Source organism: Streptomyces sp. MZ04, from assembly GCF_004684775.1.
Lineage (GTDB): Bacteria > Actinomycetota > Actinomycetes > Streptomycetales > Streptomycetaceae > Streptomyces.
Genome location: NZ_SRIC01000192.1, coordinates 1 through 16,013 on the forward strand (window position 1 = coordinate 1; position 16,013 = coordinate 16,013).

A 16,013-nucleotide genomic window follows, 5' to 3' on the forward strand; every position below is an offset into this window, starting at 1 on the left:
GGGCAGGAGTCGCGGGGGGTGGGGTGAGCCGCCCTCCGCGACGGGCTCAGGGGAGTTGCCGTTCGTAGCGGAGCCCCGCGCGGCCGTCCAGTTCCAGTTCGCCCGTCACCGCGAATCCCGTACGCGTCAGCACCGTCTGCGAGCCGGGGTTGTCGAGAGTCGTCTCAGCTCGCAGCCTGCGCAGGCCGTACTCCGTGGCCGCCAGTACGCACACCTGGCGTACCGCCCGCGTCGCCAGGCCCCTGCCCGCCGCGCTCTTCGCGATGCGGTAGCCGAGTTCGGCCTCGCCGTCCGACGTCACGTCGATCAGGTTGACCCGGCCGAGGATCTCGCCGCCGTCACCCACCAGTACGTGGAAGTGGCAGACTCCGGCCGCCTGTTCGGCGAGGAGGGATGCGTGGCGGGTTTCGAAATCGGTGAAGTAGGCGTCGCCGCGGTCGGGGACCGACTCGGCGAAGTGCGCGCGGTTCTCCTGCTCGAAGGCAAGCAGGGCCGGGGCGTGGTCGGGGTGGAGGCGTTGAAGTTCGGGCATGCGCGAACGCTAGCCCGGCGCCGGCCCTAGCGTTGCCGTATGCCGATGAACCGAGCACACCGCAAGCTGTGCAGTTCCCAGGAATGGGCCCGGACCGTGAAGGACCGCCTCCTTCCCTGGGCCCTCGAAGACATCGAACTCGGCGATGACGTCCTTGAGATCGGTCCCGGGTACGGGGCCAATCTGCGCGTACTCGTCGACCAAGTGCCCCGCCTCACCGCCGTAGAGATCGACGGCGACACGGCGGGGCTGCTCGAGCGGGAGTGGGGCGACCGGGCCCGCATCCTGCACGCGGACGGCTCCGACCTGCCGCTCCCGGACGGGACGTACTCGTCCGTCGTCTGCTTCACGATGCTGCACCACGTGCCCACCGACGCCCTCCAGGACCGCGTCTTCGCCGAGGCGTTCCGCGTACTGCGGCCCGGCGGCGTCTTCGCCGGCAGCGACAGCCAGCCGAGCCTGCGCTTCCGGCTGCTGCACTTCCGCGACACGATGAACACCCTGGTCCCCGCGGACCTCCCCGCCCGGCTGACGGCCGCCGGCTTCACCGAGCCGGTCGTCGACCGCCATCCGGAGAGCGGCGGCCTGCGCTTCAGGGCGCGCAAGCCCTGACACCGCGCGCAGCGCCGCGATCACGCGTCCTTGTCGTCCTTGTCGTCCTTGTCGCCGAGGTCCAGGCGCCGCTGGATGACGTCACGGGCGCACGACAGCAGCCGGCGGTTGTGGCTGTAGGCGTACGCGCGCAGGAGGACCAACGCCTGCGCGCACGGGATCTCGAGCTGTGCCGCCAGCATGCCCGTGGCCTGGTGGACCTCCGCGAAGTGCAGCGAGGTCTCCTTCAGGAGCAGGCCCGAGGAGGGGACGGGGCGTGCCGTGAGCGTGATCACCACCTGGGCGAGCGTGTCGGCAAGACCGAACGCGGCCGCGAGCTGATCGGTGCCCAGCGGCCCCGGCGTCGTGCGGTGCCCCGTGAGCGCCCCGAGCCCGATCACTCCGATCCGCAGCGGGAAGGCGAACACGGCCGAGACGCCCAGCTCTTCGACCGCGCCGGGCAGACCGGGCCAGCGCACCAGGGCGAAGCCCGTCACATCGCGCAGATCCGGCATCAGGAGCAGCGCGCCGTCCGCTGCGGCATCCCGGCTCGGACCATGCCCCTGGACGAGTTGCAGATCCTCCAGCGCGCCGGTGCGTTCACCGAAGGACTGCACCAGTTCCGGCGTACTGCCCTCGCGGGCCAGGAGCAGCGCCAGACCGTCCAGGCCCAGCGCCTCCGCGCACGCCCGCAGCGGCAGCGGGGCGAGACCCGGACCCGAGTGCGTGTGCAGTGCCCGCAGATACGACGCCATCGCGCGCATCGGCACCGCCCTCACCTCTCAGCGTCCGGGGTCCAGCAACACGGGGTCGGCCTTGCCCTCCAGGACCTGCCGGGCGACGTCGGTCAGCCGCGCGTTGTGACTCCTCGCGTACTGCCGCATCACCGTGAACGCCTCCTCCACCCCGGTCCGGCGGCGGTGCGCGAGATACCCCTTGGCCTGCTCGATCACGATCCGGCTGTCCAGGGCCAACTGAAGTTGTGCGGTCACTACCATCTGCTCGCTCACCGCCCGCTGTTGCAGCACACCGATGGTGGCGGTGTCCGCCAGCGCCTGGCCAAGCCGTAACTGGGGGGCGTCCAGCGGACCCGGTTCGTCCCGGAACAGGTTCAGCGCGCCGATGACTTGGTCGTGCAGCCGTAACGGCGCCGCGACCACCGACGTCAGCCCCAACTCCACGGCACGCGGCGCGAATCGCGGCCACCGCATGCGGGCCGCCTCGGTGTCCAGTGCCACGTCCGGCACGTGGAGGCCGCCGCCGAGGATGCAGTCCCGGCAGGGTCCCTCGCCCCACTCGATGCCGTTCATCTCCAGTACGCGGATCCGCTCGTCCGATGCGGCGGCATCCACCACCTGGCCGCCCGGCGTGCTCAGCAGCACCCCGGCCGCGGACACGTCCAGTAAGTCCACGCAGTGCTCGGCGAGCGTGTGCAGGAACCCGATGACATCGAAGTCGCGTACGAGCGTGTCGGCGAGCTCGACGAACGCCGCCGAGAGTCGTTCCTCACGCGGAGGAGCAGCCATGCCCCACTCACCTCCAGGGGCCTGGAATCATCCCGCTCGCTGCCCCGCGACAAACGCGGACCAGGCTTCGGGGCGGATGAAGAGGGCGGGGCCCTGGGGGTTCTTGCTGTCCCGGACGGGGATGATGCCGGGGACTCCGTCGGCTACCTCGACGCAGTCGCCGCCCTCGCCGTTGCTGTAGCTGCTCTTTCGCCAGCGGGCGCCTACGAAGTCGTACGTGACCTCGACGCAGCTGCCGCCTTCGCCGTTGCTGTAGCTGCTCTTGCGCCAGCAGGCGTTGCTCAGGTCGTACTCGTGCATCGTCTGTAGTCCTCAGCCGCCGATTCGACCAGGGCGAGGGACGCCTCCGGCGACAGCGCGGCGCCCCTGAGCAGATCGTATGCGCGCTGTGCCCTCACCACCACTGCCGGTTCGTCGACGAGGGTTCCCGAAAACGACGTCTCTGTATAGGCGGTTGGTGGCGCGTCCTCGAAGTCCATCAGCGTCAGCATTCCGCCCATCGTGGCGTGCGCCCCCGCATCGTACGGAAGCACCATCACCAACACCTGCCGCTCGCGCATCAGCGCCGCCACGTGGTCCAACTGCTGTGCCATGGCGGCCGGGCCGCCCACCGGGATGTACAGCGCGTTCTCGTGCAGCACCACCCAATACTCCGGCCTTGTAGCGTCCTTGAGGACACGCGCCCGCTCCAGTCGGGCGGTCACGATGTCCTCGACGTACTCGTCCGTGACGAACGGGTTGGCCGCCACCGTCACCGCGCGGGCGTACGCGGCGGTCTGCAGCAGGCCCGGAACCAGCGTGGGCGCGAACTCACAGATCCTCGTCGCCAGCGCCTCCAACTCCACGACCGCCGCGAAGTAATCCGCGTACCGCCTGTCATCGATCAGCTTCCGGCACATCCGCTCGAAAATACCGTCGGATTGCAGAACCTCATCGATCCGCTGCGCAACATCCAACTGCGGCTTCCGAATTGCCTGTTCGAATTGGCCGATGTATCCGCCGGATACGAAAACCCGTACCCCCAGCGCCGACTGCGTAAGCCCCGCGTCCTCGCGCCGCCGCTTCAACTCCGCCCCGAAGAACTCCCAAGCCGCCTGCCTCGAACCATTGGCCATAGCCAACCCCCGGTCTCTGCCCCGCAGTTGTAGGAGACAGACTCCTGCCGATTGTAGGTGGATTCCGTCACCGTAGGGATGCGAAGAGTGAGATCCGACGGCAAAGGGGAACCACTCGATGGCTGAGAACAAGACACACGCGACGGTCTGTGTCGAAGAGGCGGAGGAAACCATGAAAGAATTGCGCGCCGCACTCGAGCGAGCGGGAATTACGTTGCCCTCATTGCGGATCGACCCCACATCTTTGGCCCGTGAGGCGCCCTGCCCGATCATTGAATTGGGCGGCTGCCGCGTCGACACGGCAGCCCGACTGACCGCCGCTCTGGGGGTCGCGCCATGAATGCCCTCCCCATCGGTACGTACGCCGTGGACACCCGCACCGGAGAGGTGGGCAGAGTCATGGGCCACGAGGGTCCCTACGTCCAGCTACGGCCCTTCGGCGGCGGCCGGGAGTGGGACTGCGCCCCGGACGCGCTCAGGACGGCCACCACCTCGGAGAGGCTCCGCGCCGCGACGGCGTACGCGAATGCCCGGAGCCGGGGCGAAGTGCTGTGACGTAGCCCCCAGTTCCAGCGAGGCGCTCAGTGTTGCTGCGGCTTGGCGGGCGTCGCCTCGCTCGGGCGCACGATGACGTATCCCTCGCCCTGCAACATCAGCTGGACCGCCTCCCCCGAACCGCCCCTGATCATCGAGCCGATCGACTGCGAGCGGTGCAGCGAGGTGTCCAGGCCCGCCGTCCAGCCGACCACCGCGTCCGTGTCCACGTACACCGGCTGCTGCGGCGAGACCGGGATGACGAGCGGGTTGCCCTCGCAGACCAGGCCGAGCCGCCCGGACCCGGTGAACACGCTGTTGAAGAGGCCGCCGCCGGTGACGCCCGCGCCCTTCACCGTCTTGATCTCGTACGAGAGTGTCGCGTCGAAGCACAGGACGTTGCGCCCGTTGACGGTGAGCGCGTCGCCCGGCTCGATGTCGACTATGAAGCAGTTCTGCGCCTCGTGCGCGAACCACGCCTCGCCCTGCCCGCGCACCGCCATCAGCGGCAGCCCCTCGCCCGTCACCGCCCGCTTGAGCATGCCGCCCACGCCCTGGCTCTTGCGCTCGAACTGCAGGCTGCCGCGGTAGGCGATCATCGCGCCCTGCCGGGCGTGCATCTCGCCGTTCACCGCGTACTTGATCGACTTGGCGTTCTGCAGGGTCATCCCCGGGACGGCGGACTGCTGCACCATGTGCTCGGTGGAGAACAGATCACTCTTCATGTGGGCAGTTTGTCAGGGCAGTTGACACCAATGAAGACCCCGAGTCATTGTCGCGCCGATGGAGAGCAGGGAATGGACGGCATGGAGCTGACCGCCACCGAAGCGCGCGTGTGGGAGGCGTACGCGCGTGGCCGCACCGTCGATCTGCGGCCCACGGACGGTGCCGCGGCCGATTCCGGGGCGCAATGGGGGCCCGAACGGACCGTGCGCGCCGAGGTGCTCCGCGCGCTGCTCCTCGACGGGCCGCGCCAGGCGGGCGAGACGCCGCTGCTCCGGCTCACCGGCGCGCGGATCAGCGGGCGGCTCGACCTCCAGTACGCCGAGGTGGCGGCACCCGTCCACCTGTGGGCCTGCTACTTCGACGAGGAACTCGATCTGTACGGGGCGCAGCTGCGGCAGCTGTACCTGGGCCGGTCCGTGCTGCCCGGCCTGCACGCCGTCGCCCTGCGCGTCGACGGCTCCCTGCGCATGAGCGGGTGCCGGGTGCGGGGCCCCGTCCGGCTCGGCGGCGCGCGGATCTCGGGGCCGGTCTTCCTCGACGGAGCGGAACTGGGCGAGGAGGGCGTGCGGCTCACCGAGCCCGTCCTCGCCCTCAACCGCGTCACCGTCGACGGCGACCTCCAGGCCGACGGGGGCTTCACCGCGCACGGCCTCGTCCGCCTCACGGGCGCCGTCGTCGCCGGGAACATCACGTTCGACGACGCGGTGCTCAGCAATCCGGGCGGCACGGCCCTGCAGGCGTCGAACCTCAGCGGTGGGACCGACCTGCGCGCGATGCGACTGAGCGCGTACGGCCTGATCAACCTGCGGAGCGCCCGAATTCCGGGCCGAATCGACCTGTCCTACGCGCGCCTGTCCAACCCGGGCGGAATGGCCCTGCGCGCGAGCAGCCTCATGGTCGGCGAACTGTGGTTCCGCGAGGCCGCTCCCATCGAGGGCTCCGTCAGCCTGCGACGCTCCCAGCTCGACCTGCTGTACATCGTCCCGGAGACCTGGCCGGAACAGGTTCACTTCGACGGACTGACGTACTCCATGCTCCACCCGCACGAGCCCGCCGAGCGTCGACTGCCGGTCCTGGACCGGGACTTCGACGGCTACGTCCCGTACTCGTACGAGCAGATCGCCGCCGCCTACCGCCGCATAGGTGACGACGCGGCCGCCCGCACCGTCCTGCTGGCCAGACACCGCCGCCACCGCACCACCCTGGCCTGGTACGCCAAAGCCTGGGGATACCTCCAGGACTTCACCGTCGGCTACGGCTTCCGCCCCGGCCGCGCCGCCCTGTGGTTCCTCTCCCTCCTCCTCGTAGGTTCCGTGACCTACGCCGCGCGCCACCCACACGCACTGAAACCGGCCGAGGCACCCGACTTCGACCCGTTCTTCTACACGCTCGACCTGCTGCTCCCCATCATCGGCTTCGGCCAGGAGCAGGCGTACGCCGCACAGGGCGCCTACCAGTCGCTCTCGTACGCCCTGATCGTCATGGGCTGGACCCTGGCGACGACGATCGCGGCGGGCGTCACCCGGGCGATCAGCCGTCAATAGCGGGGATCGGCGACCCCGGCCACGGGTGCCGACCCCGTACGCGAGAATGAACCCATGAGTCTGTTCCGTGATGACGGCGTCGTGCTGCGCACCCAGAAGCTGGGTGAAGCGGACCGCATCATCACGCTGCTCACTCGCGGTCACGGACGGGTGCGTGCCGTCGCCCGTGGCGTGCGGCGGACCAAGTCCAAGTTCGGGGCGCGGCTCGAGCCCTTCTCCCATGTCGACGTGCAGTTCTTCGCGCGCGGCAGCGAACTCATCGGCCGCGGGCTTCCGTTGTGTACGCAGAGTGAGACCATCGCCGCATACGGTGGCGGGATCGTCACCGACTACGCGCGCTACACCGCGGGCACGGCCATGCTGGAGACCGCCGAGCGGTTCACCGACCATGAGGGCGAGCCCGCCGTACAGCAGTATCTGCTGCTCGTGGGCGGCCTGCGCACCCTCGCCCGCGGCGAGCACGAGCCGCACCTCATCCTCGACGCGTTCCTGCTCCGCTCCCTCGCCGTGAACGGCTACGCGCCCAGCTTCAGCTCCTGCGCCAAGTGCGGAATGCCCGGTCCGAACCGGTTCTTCTCCGTGGCCGCGGGCGGATCCGTCTGCGTCGACTGCCGGGTGCCCGGCAGCGTCGTACCCTCGTCGGAAGCCCTCGACCTGCTCGGTGCGCTGCTCACCGGTGACTGGGAGACGGCGGACGCGTGCGAGGCGCGGCACGTCAGGGAAGGCAGCGGGCTCGTTTCGGCCTATCTGCACTGGCACTTGGAGCGTGGGCTCCGCTCTCTGCGGTTCGTAGAGAAAAGCACGTAAGCACGTATCGAGATCAGCTAGGTAGGAGAGAGCCCCCCATGGCACGACGCGGAATCCTCGGACGGTCCCGCCGTGAGTACACGGTCCCCGAGCCGCACCCCTCGGGCGCCAGGCCGCCGAAGATCCCCGGCGAGCTGGTGCCGAAGCATGTCGCCATCGTCATGGACGGGAACGGACGGTGGGCGAAGGACCGCGGCCTGCCCCGCACCGAGGGGCACAAGGTCGGCGCCGAGCGCGTCCTCGACGTGCTGCAGGGCGGCATCGAGATGGGCGTCGGGGCGATCTCGCTCTACGCCTTCTCCACCGAGAACTGGAAGCGGTCCCCGGACGAGGTGAAGTTCCTGATGAACTTCAACCGCGACTTCATCCGCAAGACCCGCGACCAGCTCGACGAGCTCGGCATCCGGGTGCGCTGGGTGGGCCGCATGCCCAAGCTGTGGAAGTCGGTCGCCAGGGAGCTGGAGATCTCCCAGGAGCAGACCAAGGGCAATGACAAGCTCACCTTGTACTTCTGCATGAACTACGGCGGCCGCGCCGAGATCGCCGACGCCGCGAAGGCGCTCGCCGAGGACGTGAAGGCGGGGCGGCTCGACCCGTCGAAGGTGAGTGAGAAGACCTTCGCCAAGTATCTGTACTACCCGGACATGCCGGACGTCGACCTGTTCCTCCGCCCGAGCGGCGAGCAGCGCACCTCCAACTACCTTCTCTGGCAGAGCGCTTACGCCGAGATGGTCTTCCAGGACGTGCTGTGGCCGGACTTCGACCGGCGCGACCTGTGGCGTGCCTGCCTCGAATACGCCTCGCGCGACCGCCGCTTCGGCAAGGCGATCCCCAATGAGCAGCAGATCGCCGACAGCCAGGCGTAGACGGACGAGACGAGGGGCCCGCACCGTCGCGCTGACGGTGCGGGCCCCTCGTCCGTACTGCTGCTTCGTACGGCTACTTCTTCGCGTCCGCGCACTCCGCACACGTACCGAAGATCTCCACCGTGTGCGCCACGTTCACATACCCGTGCTCCGCGGCGATCAGCTCGGCCCACTTCTCGACGGCCGGGCCCTCGACCTCGACCGCCTTGCCGCACACCCGGCAGACCAGGTGATGGTGGTGGTCGCCGGTGGAGCAGCGGCGGTAGACCGACTCGCCCTCGTCCGTGCGCAGCACGTCGACCTCGCCGGCGTCGGCGAGGGACTGCAGGGTGCGGTAGACCGTCGTCAGGCCCACCGAATCGCCCTTGTGCTTGAGCATGTCGTGCAGATCCTGCGCACTGCGGAACTCGTCCACCTCGCCCAGGGCCGCCGCCACCGCGGCGCGCTGCCTGGTGGACCGGCCTCGTACCGGGGGTCCCGCAGCTGTTGTCACAGGTGCCTCCAAAACTGAAAAACTCGCACGATCGCCCGCACATCTGTCATACCCCGTGCGGCCATTGTGCCAGCTCACTCTCAGACGGTGGCCTTGCCCGTCGGGCGCCGGGGGTCGGGGACCTCCGCCGTGCAGGTCGCGGCCTCGGCCGTCGCGAGGGTCCTGGCCCGGCGCCGGGCGAGCGGGGTCGCGAGGGCGGTGAGGACCACGAAGACACCGATCGCCATCAGGACGATCGTCGCCCCGGGCGGCACGTCCTGGTAGTACGACGTGACCGTGCCGGACAGCGTCACGGCCGTGCCGATGACCACCGACAGGACGAAGGTCACCTTGAAGGAGCGGGTGATCTGCTGGGCCGCGGCGACCGGCACCACCATCAGCGCGCTCACCAGCAGCAGCCCCACGACGCGCATCGCGACCGTCACCGTCACGGCCGCCGTGACCGCGATGAGGAGGTTCAGCGCGCGCACGGGCAGCCCAGTCACCCGCGCGAACTCCTCGTCCTGGCTCACCGCGAACAGCTGCTTGCGCAGGCCGACCGTGACCAGGACCACAAAGGCCGCGAGCAGGCAGATCGCCGTGACGTCCGAGTCGGAGACCGTCGAGAGCGAGCCGAAGAGGTACGAGGAGAGGTTCGCGTTGGAGCCGGTGTCCGAGAGGTTGATCAGCAGGACACCGCCCGCCATGCCGCCGTAGAAGAGCATCGCGAGCGCGATGTCGCCGCGCGTCTTCCCGTACGCCCTGATCAGCTCCATCGTCACCGCGCCGACGATCGCGATCAGCGTCGCCATCCACACGGGGCTGGAATTGAGCAGGAAGCCGAGGCCGACGCCCGTCATGGCGATGTGGCCGATGCCGTCGCCCATCAGGGCCTGGCGGCGCTGGACGAGGTAGATGCCGATGGCGGGGGCCGTGATGCCGACCAGGACGGCGGCGATCAGCGCCCGCTGCATGAATGCTGTCTCGAGGATTTCCATGATCAGGTCAGCAGTCCCATGCGGATCGGCTCGTGCTCGTCGGCCGAGTGCGGATGTACGTGGTCGTGGCCGGGCAGGGCGTGCTGGCCGACGGCCTTCGGGGGCGGGCCGTCGTGCGTCACACAGCCGTCGCGCAGCACGACCGCGCGGTCGATCAGCGGCTCCAGGGCGCCCAGCTCGTGCAGCACGAGCAGGACCGTCGTACCGGCCGCGACCTGCTCGCGCAGGGTCTGGGCGAGGATCTCCTGGCTGGCCAGGTCGACGCCCGCCATCGGCTCGTCCATGATCAGCAGCTCGGGCTCGGAGGCGAGCGCGCGGGCGATCAGGACCCGCTGGTGCTGGCCGCCGGAGAGGGCGCTCACGGAGTCCTTGGCGCGGTCGGCGAGCCCGACGAGCTCGATGGCCCGGTCGACCGCCGCGCGGTCCGCCTTGGTCGTCCACCCCAGCTTCGTCAGCTTCGTACGCGAAAGACGCCCGGCCGAGACGACCTCGCGGATCGTCGCGGGGACGCCGCCGGCGGCCGTGGTGCGCTGCGGGACGTAGCCGATGCGGGACCACTGGCGGAAGCGCTTCAGGGGCGTACCGAAGAGGCTGATGTCGCCGCCGGTGAGCGGGACCTGGCCGATGACGGAGCGCACGGCGGTGGACTTGCCCGAGCCGTTCGCGCCGAGCAGGGCGACGACCTCGCCGCGCCGCACCGCGAGGTCGATGCCGCGCAGCACGGGGCGCGCGCCGAGGGTGGCCGTGGCCGTCCGCACGGATATGACGGGCGGGGTGTCCGCTCCGGTCGTGGTTTCCGTGGTTTCCGTGGTTTCTATGGCTTCCGTGGCTTCCATGGCGTGCGCCTCCGATGCTGCTGGCCGTACGTTCACTTCGCGCCGAGGGCCTTCTCGAGGGCGGCGAGGTTGGACTCCATGACCCCGATGTAGTCATCGCCCTTGGACTTGTCCGTGATTCCCTCGAGGGGGTCCAGGACGTCCGTCTTGAGGCCCGCGTCACCCGCGAGGGTCTTGGCGGTCTTGTCGCTGGCGAGCGTCTCGAAGAACACCGTGGAGACCTCGTCCTCCTTGGCGATGCCCTGGAGCTCCTTGATGCGGGCGGGGCTCGGGTCCGACTCGGGGTCGAGGCCGGCGATGCCCTCCTGGTCCAGGCCGTAGCGCTCGGCGAGGTAGCCGAAGGCGGAGTGCGTGGTGATGAAGGTCTTGGTCTTCGTGTTCTTCAGGCCGTCCTCGAACTTCGTGTTCAGGGCGTCCAGCTTCTCGACCAGGTCCTTGGTGTTCTTCTTGTACGCCTTCGCGTGGTCCGGGTCGGCCTTCTCCATGGCCTTTCCGACGCCTTCGGCGACCTCGGCGTACTTCACCGGGTCGAGCCAGATGTGCGGGTCGGCGCCGGCTTCGCCTTCGCCTTCGCCCTCGTCGGAGTGCTCTTCGCCGTGCTCGTCGCCGTGGTCGTGGCCGACTTCGGTGCCGTGCTGCTCGAGCTTGGTGAGCGTCGCGGCGTCCACGGTGTTCTCCACGCCGGACTGGCCGATGGCGTCGTCGACGGCGGGCTGGATGCTCTTGAGGTAGAGGATCATGTCCGCTTCGCCGAGCGAGGCGGTCTGCTTCGGGCTGAGCTCCAGGTCGTGCGGCTCGACGCCCGGCTCGGTCAGGGTCTCCACGGAGACGTGGTCGCCGCCGATCTCCTGGGCCAGGAACTGCATGGGGTAGAACGACGCGACCACGTTCAGCGTGCCGTCACCGTTCTTGTCCGCGGCTTCGGAGGACGAGCAGGCGGAGAGGGCCGTGAGGCCGAGGACCGTGGCGGAGGCGATGGCTGCGGTGGGTATGAGGCGACGTACGTTCATGACACTCATTTTCAACAAATCTGGAAACGATTGTCAACTAGCCGTCCGATGTGCGGTGGACCGGGAACCGATTTGATTAGGGGGGTAAGGCCGCCGGTAACCTGAAGCATTCGCTTCGCCCACCGTCGTAATGAAGAGAGCACCGTGGCCGCCGACAAGATCGACAGCATCGTCAGCCTGAGCAAGCGCCGTGGCTTTGTTTACCCGTGCAGTGAGATCTACGGCGGCCAGCGTGCCGCCTGGGATTACGGGCCGCTCGGCGTCGAGCTCAAGGAGAACCTCAAGCGCCAGTGGTGGCGCTACATGGTCACTTCGCGCGAGGACGTCGTCGGAATCGACTCGTCGGTGATCCTGGCCACGGAGGTCTGGCAGGCCTCCGGTCACGTCGCCACGTTCTCCGACCCGTTGACCGAGTGCCTCTCCTGCCACAAGCGGCACCGCGCCGACCACCTGGAAGAGGCGTACGAGGCCAAGCACGGCCGTCCGCCCGAGAGTCTGGCGGACGTCAACTGCCCGAACTGTGGCACCAAGGGCCAGTTCACCGAGCCCAAGCAGTTCTCGGGCATGCTCTCCACGCACCTCGGCCCCACGCAGGACAGCGGCTCCGTCGCCTACCTGCGCCCCGAGACCGCGCAGGGCATCTTCACCAACTTCGCCCAGGTCCAGCAGACTTCGCGCAAGAAGCCGCCGTTCGGCATCGCGCAGATGGGCAAGTCCTTCCGCAACGAGATCACGCCCGGCAACTTCATCTTCCGGACCCGCGAGTTCGAGCAGATGGAGATGGAGTTCTTCGTCAAGCCGGGCGAGGACGAGAAGTGGCAGGAGTACTGGATGGAGCAGCGCTGGAACTGGTACACCGGCCTGGGCCTGCGCGAGGAGAACATGCGCTGGTACGAGCACCCGGCCGAGAAGCTCTCCCACTACTCCAAGCGCACCGCTGACATCGAGTACCGCTTCCGCTTCGGCGGCAGCGAGTGGGGCGAGCTGGAGGGCGTAGCCAACCGCACGGACTACGACCTCTCCGCGCACTCCAAGGCGTCGGGCCAGGACCTGTCCTACTTCGACCAGGAGGCCGGCGAGCGCTGGACTCCGTACGTCATCGAGCCGGCGGCGGGCGTGGGCCGCACGATGCTGGCGTTCTTGCTCGACTCCTACATCGAGGACGAGGCCCCCAACGCCAAGGGCAAGCTGGAGAAGCGCACGGTGATGCGCTTCGACCACCGCATCGCCCCGGTGAAGGTGGCGGTCCTGCCCCTCTCCCGCAACCCGGAGCTGTCCCCGAAGGCCAAGGGCCTCGCCACCGCCCTCCGCCAGAACTGGAACATCGAGTTCGACGACGCGGGCGCCATCGGCCGCCGCTACCGCCGCCAGGACGAGATCGGCACGCCGTACTGCGTGACGGTCGACTTCGACACCCTGGACGACAACGCGGTGACGGTGCGCGAGCGCGACTCGATGAAGCAGGAGCGGGTTTCCCTCGACCAGATCGAGGGCTACCTGGCCAGCCGCCTGGTGGGCTGCTGACGCCCTGGCGCGGTTCTGACAATCTCTGAGTGAAGCTTGAAAGAAGCCCCCGGTTCCGGGTACGGAACCGGGGGCTTCTGCTGCACACTGTTCGCCATGCCTTCGATGACCACGAGCAAGGTCAGCAGATGGGACCAGCACGGACGCGAGCATGTCGTGCACGTGCAAAAGGCAGGCGTCCAGCGGCAGTTGAGCTGCGACACGTGCGGCTGGGGCAGAAAGGTGCAGTTCCTGCCATGGCTCAAGGCGGAGGAACACCTCGCCGAGGAGCATCAGGCCACGGTGGATCCTTCGGTGCCTTAGCCGGTGCCTTAGCCGGTGCCTTAGTCGGTGCCTTAGTCGGCGCGGCCCGTCGCCGCCACCGTGACGCCCAGGCCGATCATCGCGAAGCCGCCTGCCCCGCCGACCATCGAGAGGCGGCGGTCCGAGCGTGCGAACCAGGACCGGGCCGCCGAGGCGCACAGGCCCCACAGGGTGTCCGTGATCAGGCCGATGGCGACCGGGACAAGACCCAACACCATCATCTGGAGCGGGACATGGCCCGCCGAGTGGTCGACGAACTGCGGCAGCACCGCGGCGAAGAAGACGATGCCCTTGGGGTTGGTGACACCCACGAAAACCCCGTCGGCGACCGTACGCAGATCACCGCGCCGCTCACCCGCAGGCGCGTCCATGGCCGCCACGCGCATCTCCTTGCGGTGCCGGAACGCCTGCACGCCCAGATAGACGAGATACAAGGCCCCCGCCAGCTTCACGCCCATGAGCACGGCCGCGGAGGTGGCCACCAGCGCGCCGAGGCCCCACGCGACGGCGACCACGAGGACGTACGACCCGATCAAGTTGCCGAGGACCGTCGCAAGTGCCGTACGGCGCCCGTGCGCAAGGGCCCTGCCGACCACGAACAACACGCTCGGACCGGGAATCACGATCACCAGAAGCGACATCGCGGCGAACGCGAGAACGCGGTCTGTGGACACCATGTGCCCGTCACCTGCTTCCATGGTTGTGGCTGAGGGGCCATGGAAGCAGACGGTGGAGGATCTGCTCCAGGCCCGCCACCGCCGCTACGGGCGCAGGCCGCGCAGTACCAGGTCGACCACTGCCGTGAAAGCGGCTTCGATGCCGGGCTTTGACCATTCGCCTGCGTACGCCGGGTCGTGGAAGCGGTTGGTGGCGTCGAAGACTGCGCGGGCCGTGGACGCGGGGTCGGTGGCCGTGAACGTGCCCTGGGTGATCCCCTCTTGGAGGATCGTGGCGAGCTGGTCGGTGAGGTCCGTGATGTGGCGGTCCACCACTCCGCTGTTCTCGCCCGTCAACACCGTGTACGTGGCGAACAGTTCGGGGTCGTCGCCCGCCTTGTGTTGTTTCGCTTCGAACAGGCCCGCAAGCCAGGCCCGGAGCTTCGCCTCGGGGGGCTCGGTGCCGGTGACGATGCCGGACAGGGACTCGGAGGTGCGGTCGAGCCAGCGCTGGGTGACCGCCTCCCGCAGGGCCGCCTTCGTACGGAAGTGGCGGTACACCGTGCCGTGGCTGACCCCCAGCGCGCGGGCCACGTCCACGACCGTGGCCTTCGCCGCGCCGTGGCGGCGCAGCATGTCCTCGGTCGCTTCGAGGATGCGCTCGGGGGTCAGGGTGCCGGTTGCCATGACATCGACCGTACCTGGGGTGGATCAGCGCTCGCTGTCGAGGTGTGCCATCTGAGCCTCCGGGTAACGCGCGCCGGATGCGGCTCCCGCGGGGACGGCCTGTTCGATCGCGGCGAGGTCGGCCGCGTCCAGCGTCACGTCGAGCGCGCCGAGCGCCTCGGTCAGACGGTCGCGGCGGCGGGCGCCGACCAGCGGGACGATGGTGGCGTCGTGCCGGGGGCCCTGGGCGAGGACCCAGGCGATGGCGGTCTGCGCGACGCTCACGCCCTTCTGTTCGGCGATCTTGCGCAGGGCGTCGACCAGGTCGAGGTTGCGGTCCAGGTTCTCGCCCTGGAAGCGGGGGCTCATGGCGCGGAAGTCGTTCGCGCCCAGCTGCCGGTCGCGGGTGAAGTGGCCGGAGATCAGGCCGCGGGAGAGGACTCCGTAGGCGGTGACGCCGATGCCGAGCTCGCTGACGGTCGGCAGGATCTGGTTCTCGATGCCGCGTGAGATGAGCGAGTACTCGATCTGCAGGTCGGAGATGGGGGCCGTGGCCGCCGCGCGGCGGATGGTGTCGGCGCCGACCTCCGAGAGCCCGATGTGGCGGACGTGCCCCTTCTCGACGAGCTCGGCGATCGCGCCGATGGTCTCCTCGACCGGCACGTCGGGGTCGATGCGGGCGATGCGGTAGACGTCGATGTGGTCGACGCCGAGCCGCTGGAGGGAGTACGCGGCGAAGTTCTTGACGGAGGCGGGGCGTCCGTCGTAGCCGGACCAGCCGCCGTCCGGGTCGCGGACGGCGCCGAACTTGACGCTGGTGAGGGCCTGTTCGCGGTGCGCGGCGGGCGCGGTCCGCAGGGCTTCGCCGATCAGCATCTCGTTGTGCCCCATGGCGTAGAAGTCGCCGGTGTCGATGAGGGTGACGCCCGCTTCGAGGGCGGCGTGGATGGTCGCGATGGACTCCGCGCGGTCGGCTTCGCCGTAAAGGGCGGACATGCCCATGGCGCCGAGGCCGAGGGCGGAGGTGTGGGGGCCGGTGGTTCCGAGGGGGAGAGTGCGCATGCCTCTACGATGCCATGACAGATGACAGATTTCAATATCTGTCATCTGTCATTTGTCATTCGGGTGGAGTCTTGCCGGAAACCCTCAGTGGAACCTCGTCACGAACCGCCTCTGCCAAGGAGTCTCGACCGCACGCGCCGCATAGTGCTCCCGCACATACGCGACCGCGTCACCGCTGGGCACCCCATCAAGCACCGCGATGCAGGCCAGCGCCGTCCCCGTGCGCCCCTTCCCGCCACCGCACG

The 16,013-nt window shown here is 69.0% G+C and carries 21 protein-coding genes and 1 pseudogene; 8 read left to right on the forward strand and 14 right to left on the reverse strand.

Annotated elements, in window-relative coordinates:
* Positions 1-46: 46 nt before the first annotated feature.
* The gene (locus tag E2651_RS30070; protein ID WP_135334399.1) at positions 47-532 is read right to left on the reverse strand and encodes a GNAT family N-acetyltransferase; all 486 of its coding nucleotides are present in this window, start codon (positions 530-532) and stop codon (positions 47-49) included.
* A gap of 39 nt (positions 533-571) precedes the next feature.
* Here E2651_RS30070 and E2651_RS30075 point away from each other — a divergent pair, with 39 nt between their 5' ends.
* Complete coding sequence (locus E2651_RS30075; RefSeq protein WP_135334400.1) at positions 572-1,144, forward strand: class I SAM-dependent methyltransferase; 573 nt, start codon at positions 572-574, stop codon at positions 1,142-1,144.
* A gap of 20 nt (positions 1,145-1,164) precedes the next feature.
* Here E2651_RS30075 and E2651_RS30080 read toward each other — a convergent pair whose 3' ends face one another.
* The 4 genes from E2651_RS30080 to E2651_RS30095 are packed head-to-tail and all read right to left on the reverse strand — an operon-like array spanning position 1,165 to position 3,764.
* Positions 1,165-1,893 (reverse strand): ANTAR domain-containing protein, encoded by a 729-nt coding sequence (locus E2651_RS30080; protein WP_135334401.1) that lies wholly within the window; start codon positions 1,891-1,893, stop codon positions 1,165-1,167.
* A 12-nt stretch (positions 1,894-1,905) separates the two neighbouring features.
* Positions 1,906-2,649: a GAF and ANTAR domain-containing protein gene (locus tag E2651_RS30085; RefSeq protein ID WP_135334402.1), complete on the reverse strand. Its 744-nt coding sequence runs from the start codon at positions 2,647-2,649 to the stop codon at positions 1,906-1,908.
* Positions 2,650-2,676: 27 nt separating this feature from the next.
* Positions 2,677-2,949 carry a DUF397 domain-containing protein gene (locus E2651_RS30090; protein ID WP_135334403.1) on the reverse strand — a complete coding sequence of 91 codons (273 nt, stop codon included), beginning with the start codon at positions 2,947-2,949 and terminating at the stop codon, positions 2,677-2,679.
* Positions 2,931-3,764: a helix-turn-helix transcriptional regulator gene (locus E2651_RS30095; protein WP_135334404.1), complete on the reverse strand. Its 834-nt coding sequence runs from the start codon at positions 3,762-3,764 to the stop codon at positions 2,931-2,933. Before E2651_RS30095 ends, E2651_RS30090 begins: the two co-directional genes overlap by 19 nt.
* Before the next feature lie 118 nt (positions 3,765-3,882).
* Here E2651_RS30095 and E2651_RS30100 point away from each other — a divergent pair, with 118 nt between their 5' ends.
* Both E2651_RS30100 and E2651_RS30105 read left to right on the forward strand, forming a co-directional pair.
* Positions 3,883-4,104 carry a hypothetical protein gene (locus E2651_RS30100; protein WP_135334405.1) on the forward strand — a complete coding sequence of 74 codons (222 nt, stop codon included), beginning with the start codon at positions 3,883-3,885 and terminating at the stop codon, positions 4,102-4,104.
* Positions 4,101-4,319 (forward strand): hypothetical protein, encoded by a 219-nt coding sequence (locus E2651_RS30105; RefSeq protein WP_135334406.1) that lies wholly within the window; start codon positions 4,101-4,103, stop codon positions 4,317-4,319. The genes E2651_RS30100 and E2651_RS30105 overlap by 4 nt, the downstream gene beginning before the upstream one ends.
* A gap of 26 nt (positions 4,320-4,345) precedes the next feature.
* Here the strand turns inward: E2651_RS30105 and E2651_RS30110 are convergent, their stop codons facing one another.
* Positions 4,346-5,023 carry an AIM24 family protein gene (locus E2651_RS30110; protein WP_135334407.1) on the reverse strand — a complete coding sequence of 226 codons (678 nt, stop codon included), beginning with the start codon at positions 5,021-5,023 and terminating at the stop codon, positions 4,346-4,348.
* 72 nt (positions 5,024-5,095) lie between these two features.
* On the opposite strand from E2651_RS30110, the gene E2651_RS30115 reads away from it, so the two are divergent.
* From E2651_RS30115 to E2651_RS30125, 3 genes are read left to right on the forward strand one after another with little or no spacing between them, the layout of a single operon-like run.
* Positions 5,096-6,568 (forward strand): membrane-associated oxidoreductase, encoded by a 1,473-nt coding sequence (locus tag E2651_RS30115; RefSeq protein WP_135334408.1) that lies wholly within the window; start codon positions 5,096-5,098, stop codon positions 6,566-6,568.
* 54 nt (positions 6,569-6,622) lie between these two features.
* Positions 6,623-7,375 (forward strand): DNA repair protein RecO, encoded by a 753-nt coding sequence (gene recO, locus E2651_RS30120; protein WP_135334409.1) that lies wholly within the window; start codon positions 6,623-6,625, stop codon positions 7,373-7,375.
* A gap of 38 nt (positions 7,376-7,413) precedes the next feature.
* Positions 7,414-8,241 (forward strand): isoprenyl transferase, encoded by an 828-nt coding sequence (locus tag E2651_RS30125; RefSeq protein WP_135334410.1) that lies wholly within the window; start codon positions 7,414-7,416, stop codon positions 8,239-8,241.
* Between the two features lie 73 nt (positions 8,242-8,314).
* On the opposite strand, the gene E2651_RS30130 is transcribed toward E2651_RS30125, so the two are convergent.
* From E2651_RS30130 to E2651_RS30145, 4 genes are all read right to left on the reverse strand, one after another.
* Positions 8,315-8,734 carry a transcriptional repressor gene (locus E2651_RS30130; protein ID WP_135334411.1) on the reverse strand — a complete coding sequence of 140 codons (420 nt, stop codon included), beginning with the start codon at positions 8,732-8,734 and terminating at the stop codon, positions 8,315-8,317.
* Between the two features lie 80 nt (positions 8,735-8,814).
* A complete protein-coding gene (locus E2651_RS30135) occupies positions 8,815-9,711 on the reverse strand; it encodes a metal ABC transporter permease (protein WP_135334412.1) in 897 nt (298 codons plus the stop codon).
* Positions 9,712-9,713: 2 nt separating this feature from the next.
* Positions 9,714-10,547, reverse strand: coding sequence for a metal ABC transporter ATP-binding protein (locus E2651_RS30140; RefSeq protein WP_135334413.1), 834 nt, complete (start codon positions 10,545-10,547; stop codon positions 9,714-9,716).
* 32 nt (positions 10,548-10,579) lie between these two features.
* Positions 10,580-11,557: a metal ABC transporter substrate-binding protein gene (locus tag E2651_RS30145; protein ID WP_135334414.1), complete on the reverse strand. Its 978-nt coding sequence runs from the start codon at positions 11,555-11,557 to the stop codon at positions 10,580-10,582.
* Between the two features lie 144 nt (positions 11,558-11,701).
* On the opposite strand from E2651_RS30145, the gene E2651_RS30150 reads away from it, so the two are divergent.
* Positions 11,702-13,081 carry a glycine--tRNA ligase gene (locus E2651_RS30150; protein WP_135334415.1) on the forward strand — a complete coding sequence of 460 codons (1,380 nt, stop codon included), beginning with the start codon at positions 11,702-11,704 and terminating at the stop codon, positions 13,079-13,081.
* 96 nt (positions 13,082-13,177) lie between these two features.
* Positions 13,178-13,384 carry a hypothetical protein gene (locus tag E2651_RS30155; protein WP_135334416.1) on the forward strand — a complete coding sequence of 69 codons (207 nt, stop codon included), beginning with the start codon at positions 13,178-13,180 and terminating at the stop codon, positions 13,382-13,384.
* Positions 13,385-13,416: 32 nt separating this feature from the next.
* Here the strand turns inward: E2651_RS30155 and E2651_RS30160 are convergent, their stop codons facing one another.
* From E2651_RS30160 to E2651_RS45570, 4 genes and pseudogenes are all read right to left on the reverse strand, one after another.
* Positions 13,417-14,061 carry a LysE family translocator gene (locus tag E2651_RS30160; RefSeq protein ID WP_135334417.1) on the reverse strand — a complete coding sequence of 215 codons (645 nt, stop codon included), beginning with the start codon at positions 14,059-14,061 and terminating at the stop codon, positions 13,417-13,419.
* A gap of 84 nt (positions 14,062-14,145) precedes the next feature.
* Positions 14,146-14,727 (reverse strand): TetR family transcriptional regulator, encoded by a 582-nt coding sequence (locus E2651_RS30165; RefSeq protein ID WP_135334418.1) that lies wholly within the window; start codon positions 14,725-14,727, stop codon positions 14,146-14,148.
* A gap of 24 nt (positions 14,728-14,751) precedes the next feature.
* Positions 14,752-15,768: an aldo/keto reductase gene (locus E2651_RS30170; RefSeq protein ID WP_135334419.1), complete on the reverse strand. Its 1,017-nt coding sequence runs from the start codon at positions 15,766-15,768 to the stop codon at positions 14,752-14,754.
* Positions 15,769-15,852: 84 nt separating this feature from the next.
* Positions 15,853-16,013 (reverse strand): annotated as a pseudogene (locus tag E2651_RS45570) (protein phosphatase); the annotation flags it as partial.

What these genes read in the sequence shown, in the direction of transcription:
- E2651_RS30070 (WP_135334399.1), bottom strand. Translation starts at nt 532, where the DNA reads ATGCCCGAACTTCAACGCCTCCACCCCGACCACGCCCCGGCCCTGCTT.
- E2651_RS30075 (WP_135334400.1), top strand. Translation starts at nt 572, where the DNA reads ATGCCGATGAACCGAGCACACCGCAAGCTGTGCAGTTCCCAGGAATGG.
- E2651_RS30085 (WP_135334402.1), bottom strand. Translation starts at nt 2,649, where the DNA reads ATGGCTGCTCCTCCGCGTGAGGAACGACTCTCGGCGGCGTTCGTCGAG.
- E2651_RS30090 (WP_135334403.1), bottom strand. Translation starts at nt 2,949, where the DNA reads ATGCACGAGTACGACCTGAGCAACGCCTGCTGGCGCAAGAGCAGCTAC.
- E2651_RS30095 (WP_135334404.1), bottom strand. Translation starts at nt 3,764, where the DNA reads ATGGCCAATGGTTCGAGGCAGGCGGCTTGGGAGTTCTTCGGGGCGGAG.
- E2651_RS30100 (WP_135334405.1), top strand. Translation starts at nt 3,883, where the DNA reads ATGGCTGAGAACAAGACACACGCGACGGTCTGTGTCGAAGAGGCGGAG.
- E2651_RS30105 (WP_135334406.1), top strand. Translation starts at nt 4,101, where the DNA reads ATGAATGCCCTCCCCATCGGTACGTACGCCGTGGACACCCGCACCGGA.
- E2651_RS30110 (WP_135334407.1), bottom strand. Translation starts at nt 5,023, where the DNA reads ATGAAGAGTGATCTGTTCTCCACCGAGCACATGGTGCAGCAGTCCGCC.
- E2651_RS30115 (WP_135334408.1), top strand. Translation starts at nt 5,096, where the DNA reads ATGGACGGCATGGAGCTGACCGCCACCGAAGCGCGCGTGTGGGAGGCG.
- recO (WP_135334409.1), top strand. Translation starts at nt 6,623, where the DNA reads ATGAGTCTGTTCCGTGATGACGGCGTCGTGCTGCGCACCCAGAAGCTG.
- E2651_RS30125 (WP_135334410.1), top strand. Translation starts at nt 7,414, where the DNA reads ATGGCACGACGCGGAATCCTCGGACGGTCCCGCCGTGAGTACACGGTC.
- E2651_RS30135 (WP_135334412.1), bottom strand. Translation starts at nt 9,711, where the DNA reads ATGGAAATCCTCGAGACAGCATTCATGCAGCGGGCGCTGATCGCCGCC.
- E2651_RS30140 (WP_135334413.1), bottom strand. Translation starts at nt 10,547, where the DNA reads ATGGAAGCCACGGAAGCCATAGAAACCACGGAAACCACGGAAACCACG.
- E2651_RS30145 (WP_135334414.1), bottom strand. Translation starts at nt 11,557, where the DNA reads ATGAACGTACGTCGCCTCATACCCACCGCAGCCATCGCCTCCGCCACG.
- E2651_RS30155 (WP_135334416.1), top strand. Translation starts at nt 13,178, where the DNA reads ATGCCTTCGATGACCACGAGCAAGGTCAGCAGATGGGACCAGCACGGA.
- E2651_RS30160 (WP_135334417.1), bottom strand. Translation starts at nt 14,061, where the DNA reads ATGGTGTCCACAGACCGCGTTCTCGCGTTCGCCGCGATGTCGCTTCTG.
- E2651_RS30165 (WP_135334418.1), bottom strand. Translation starts at nt 14,727, where the DNA reads ATGGCAACCGGCACCCTGACCCCCGAGCGCATCCTCGAAGCGACCGAG.
- E2651_RS30170 (WP_135334419.1), bottom strand. Translation starts at nt 15,768, where the DNA reads ATGCGCACTCTCCCCCTCGGAACCACCGGCCCCCACACCTCCGCCCTC.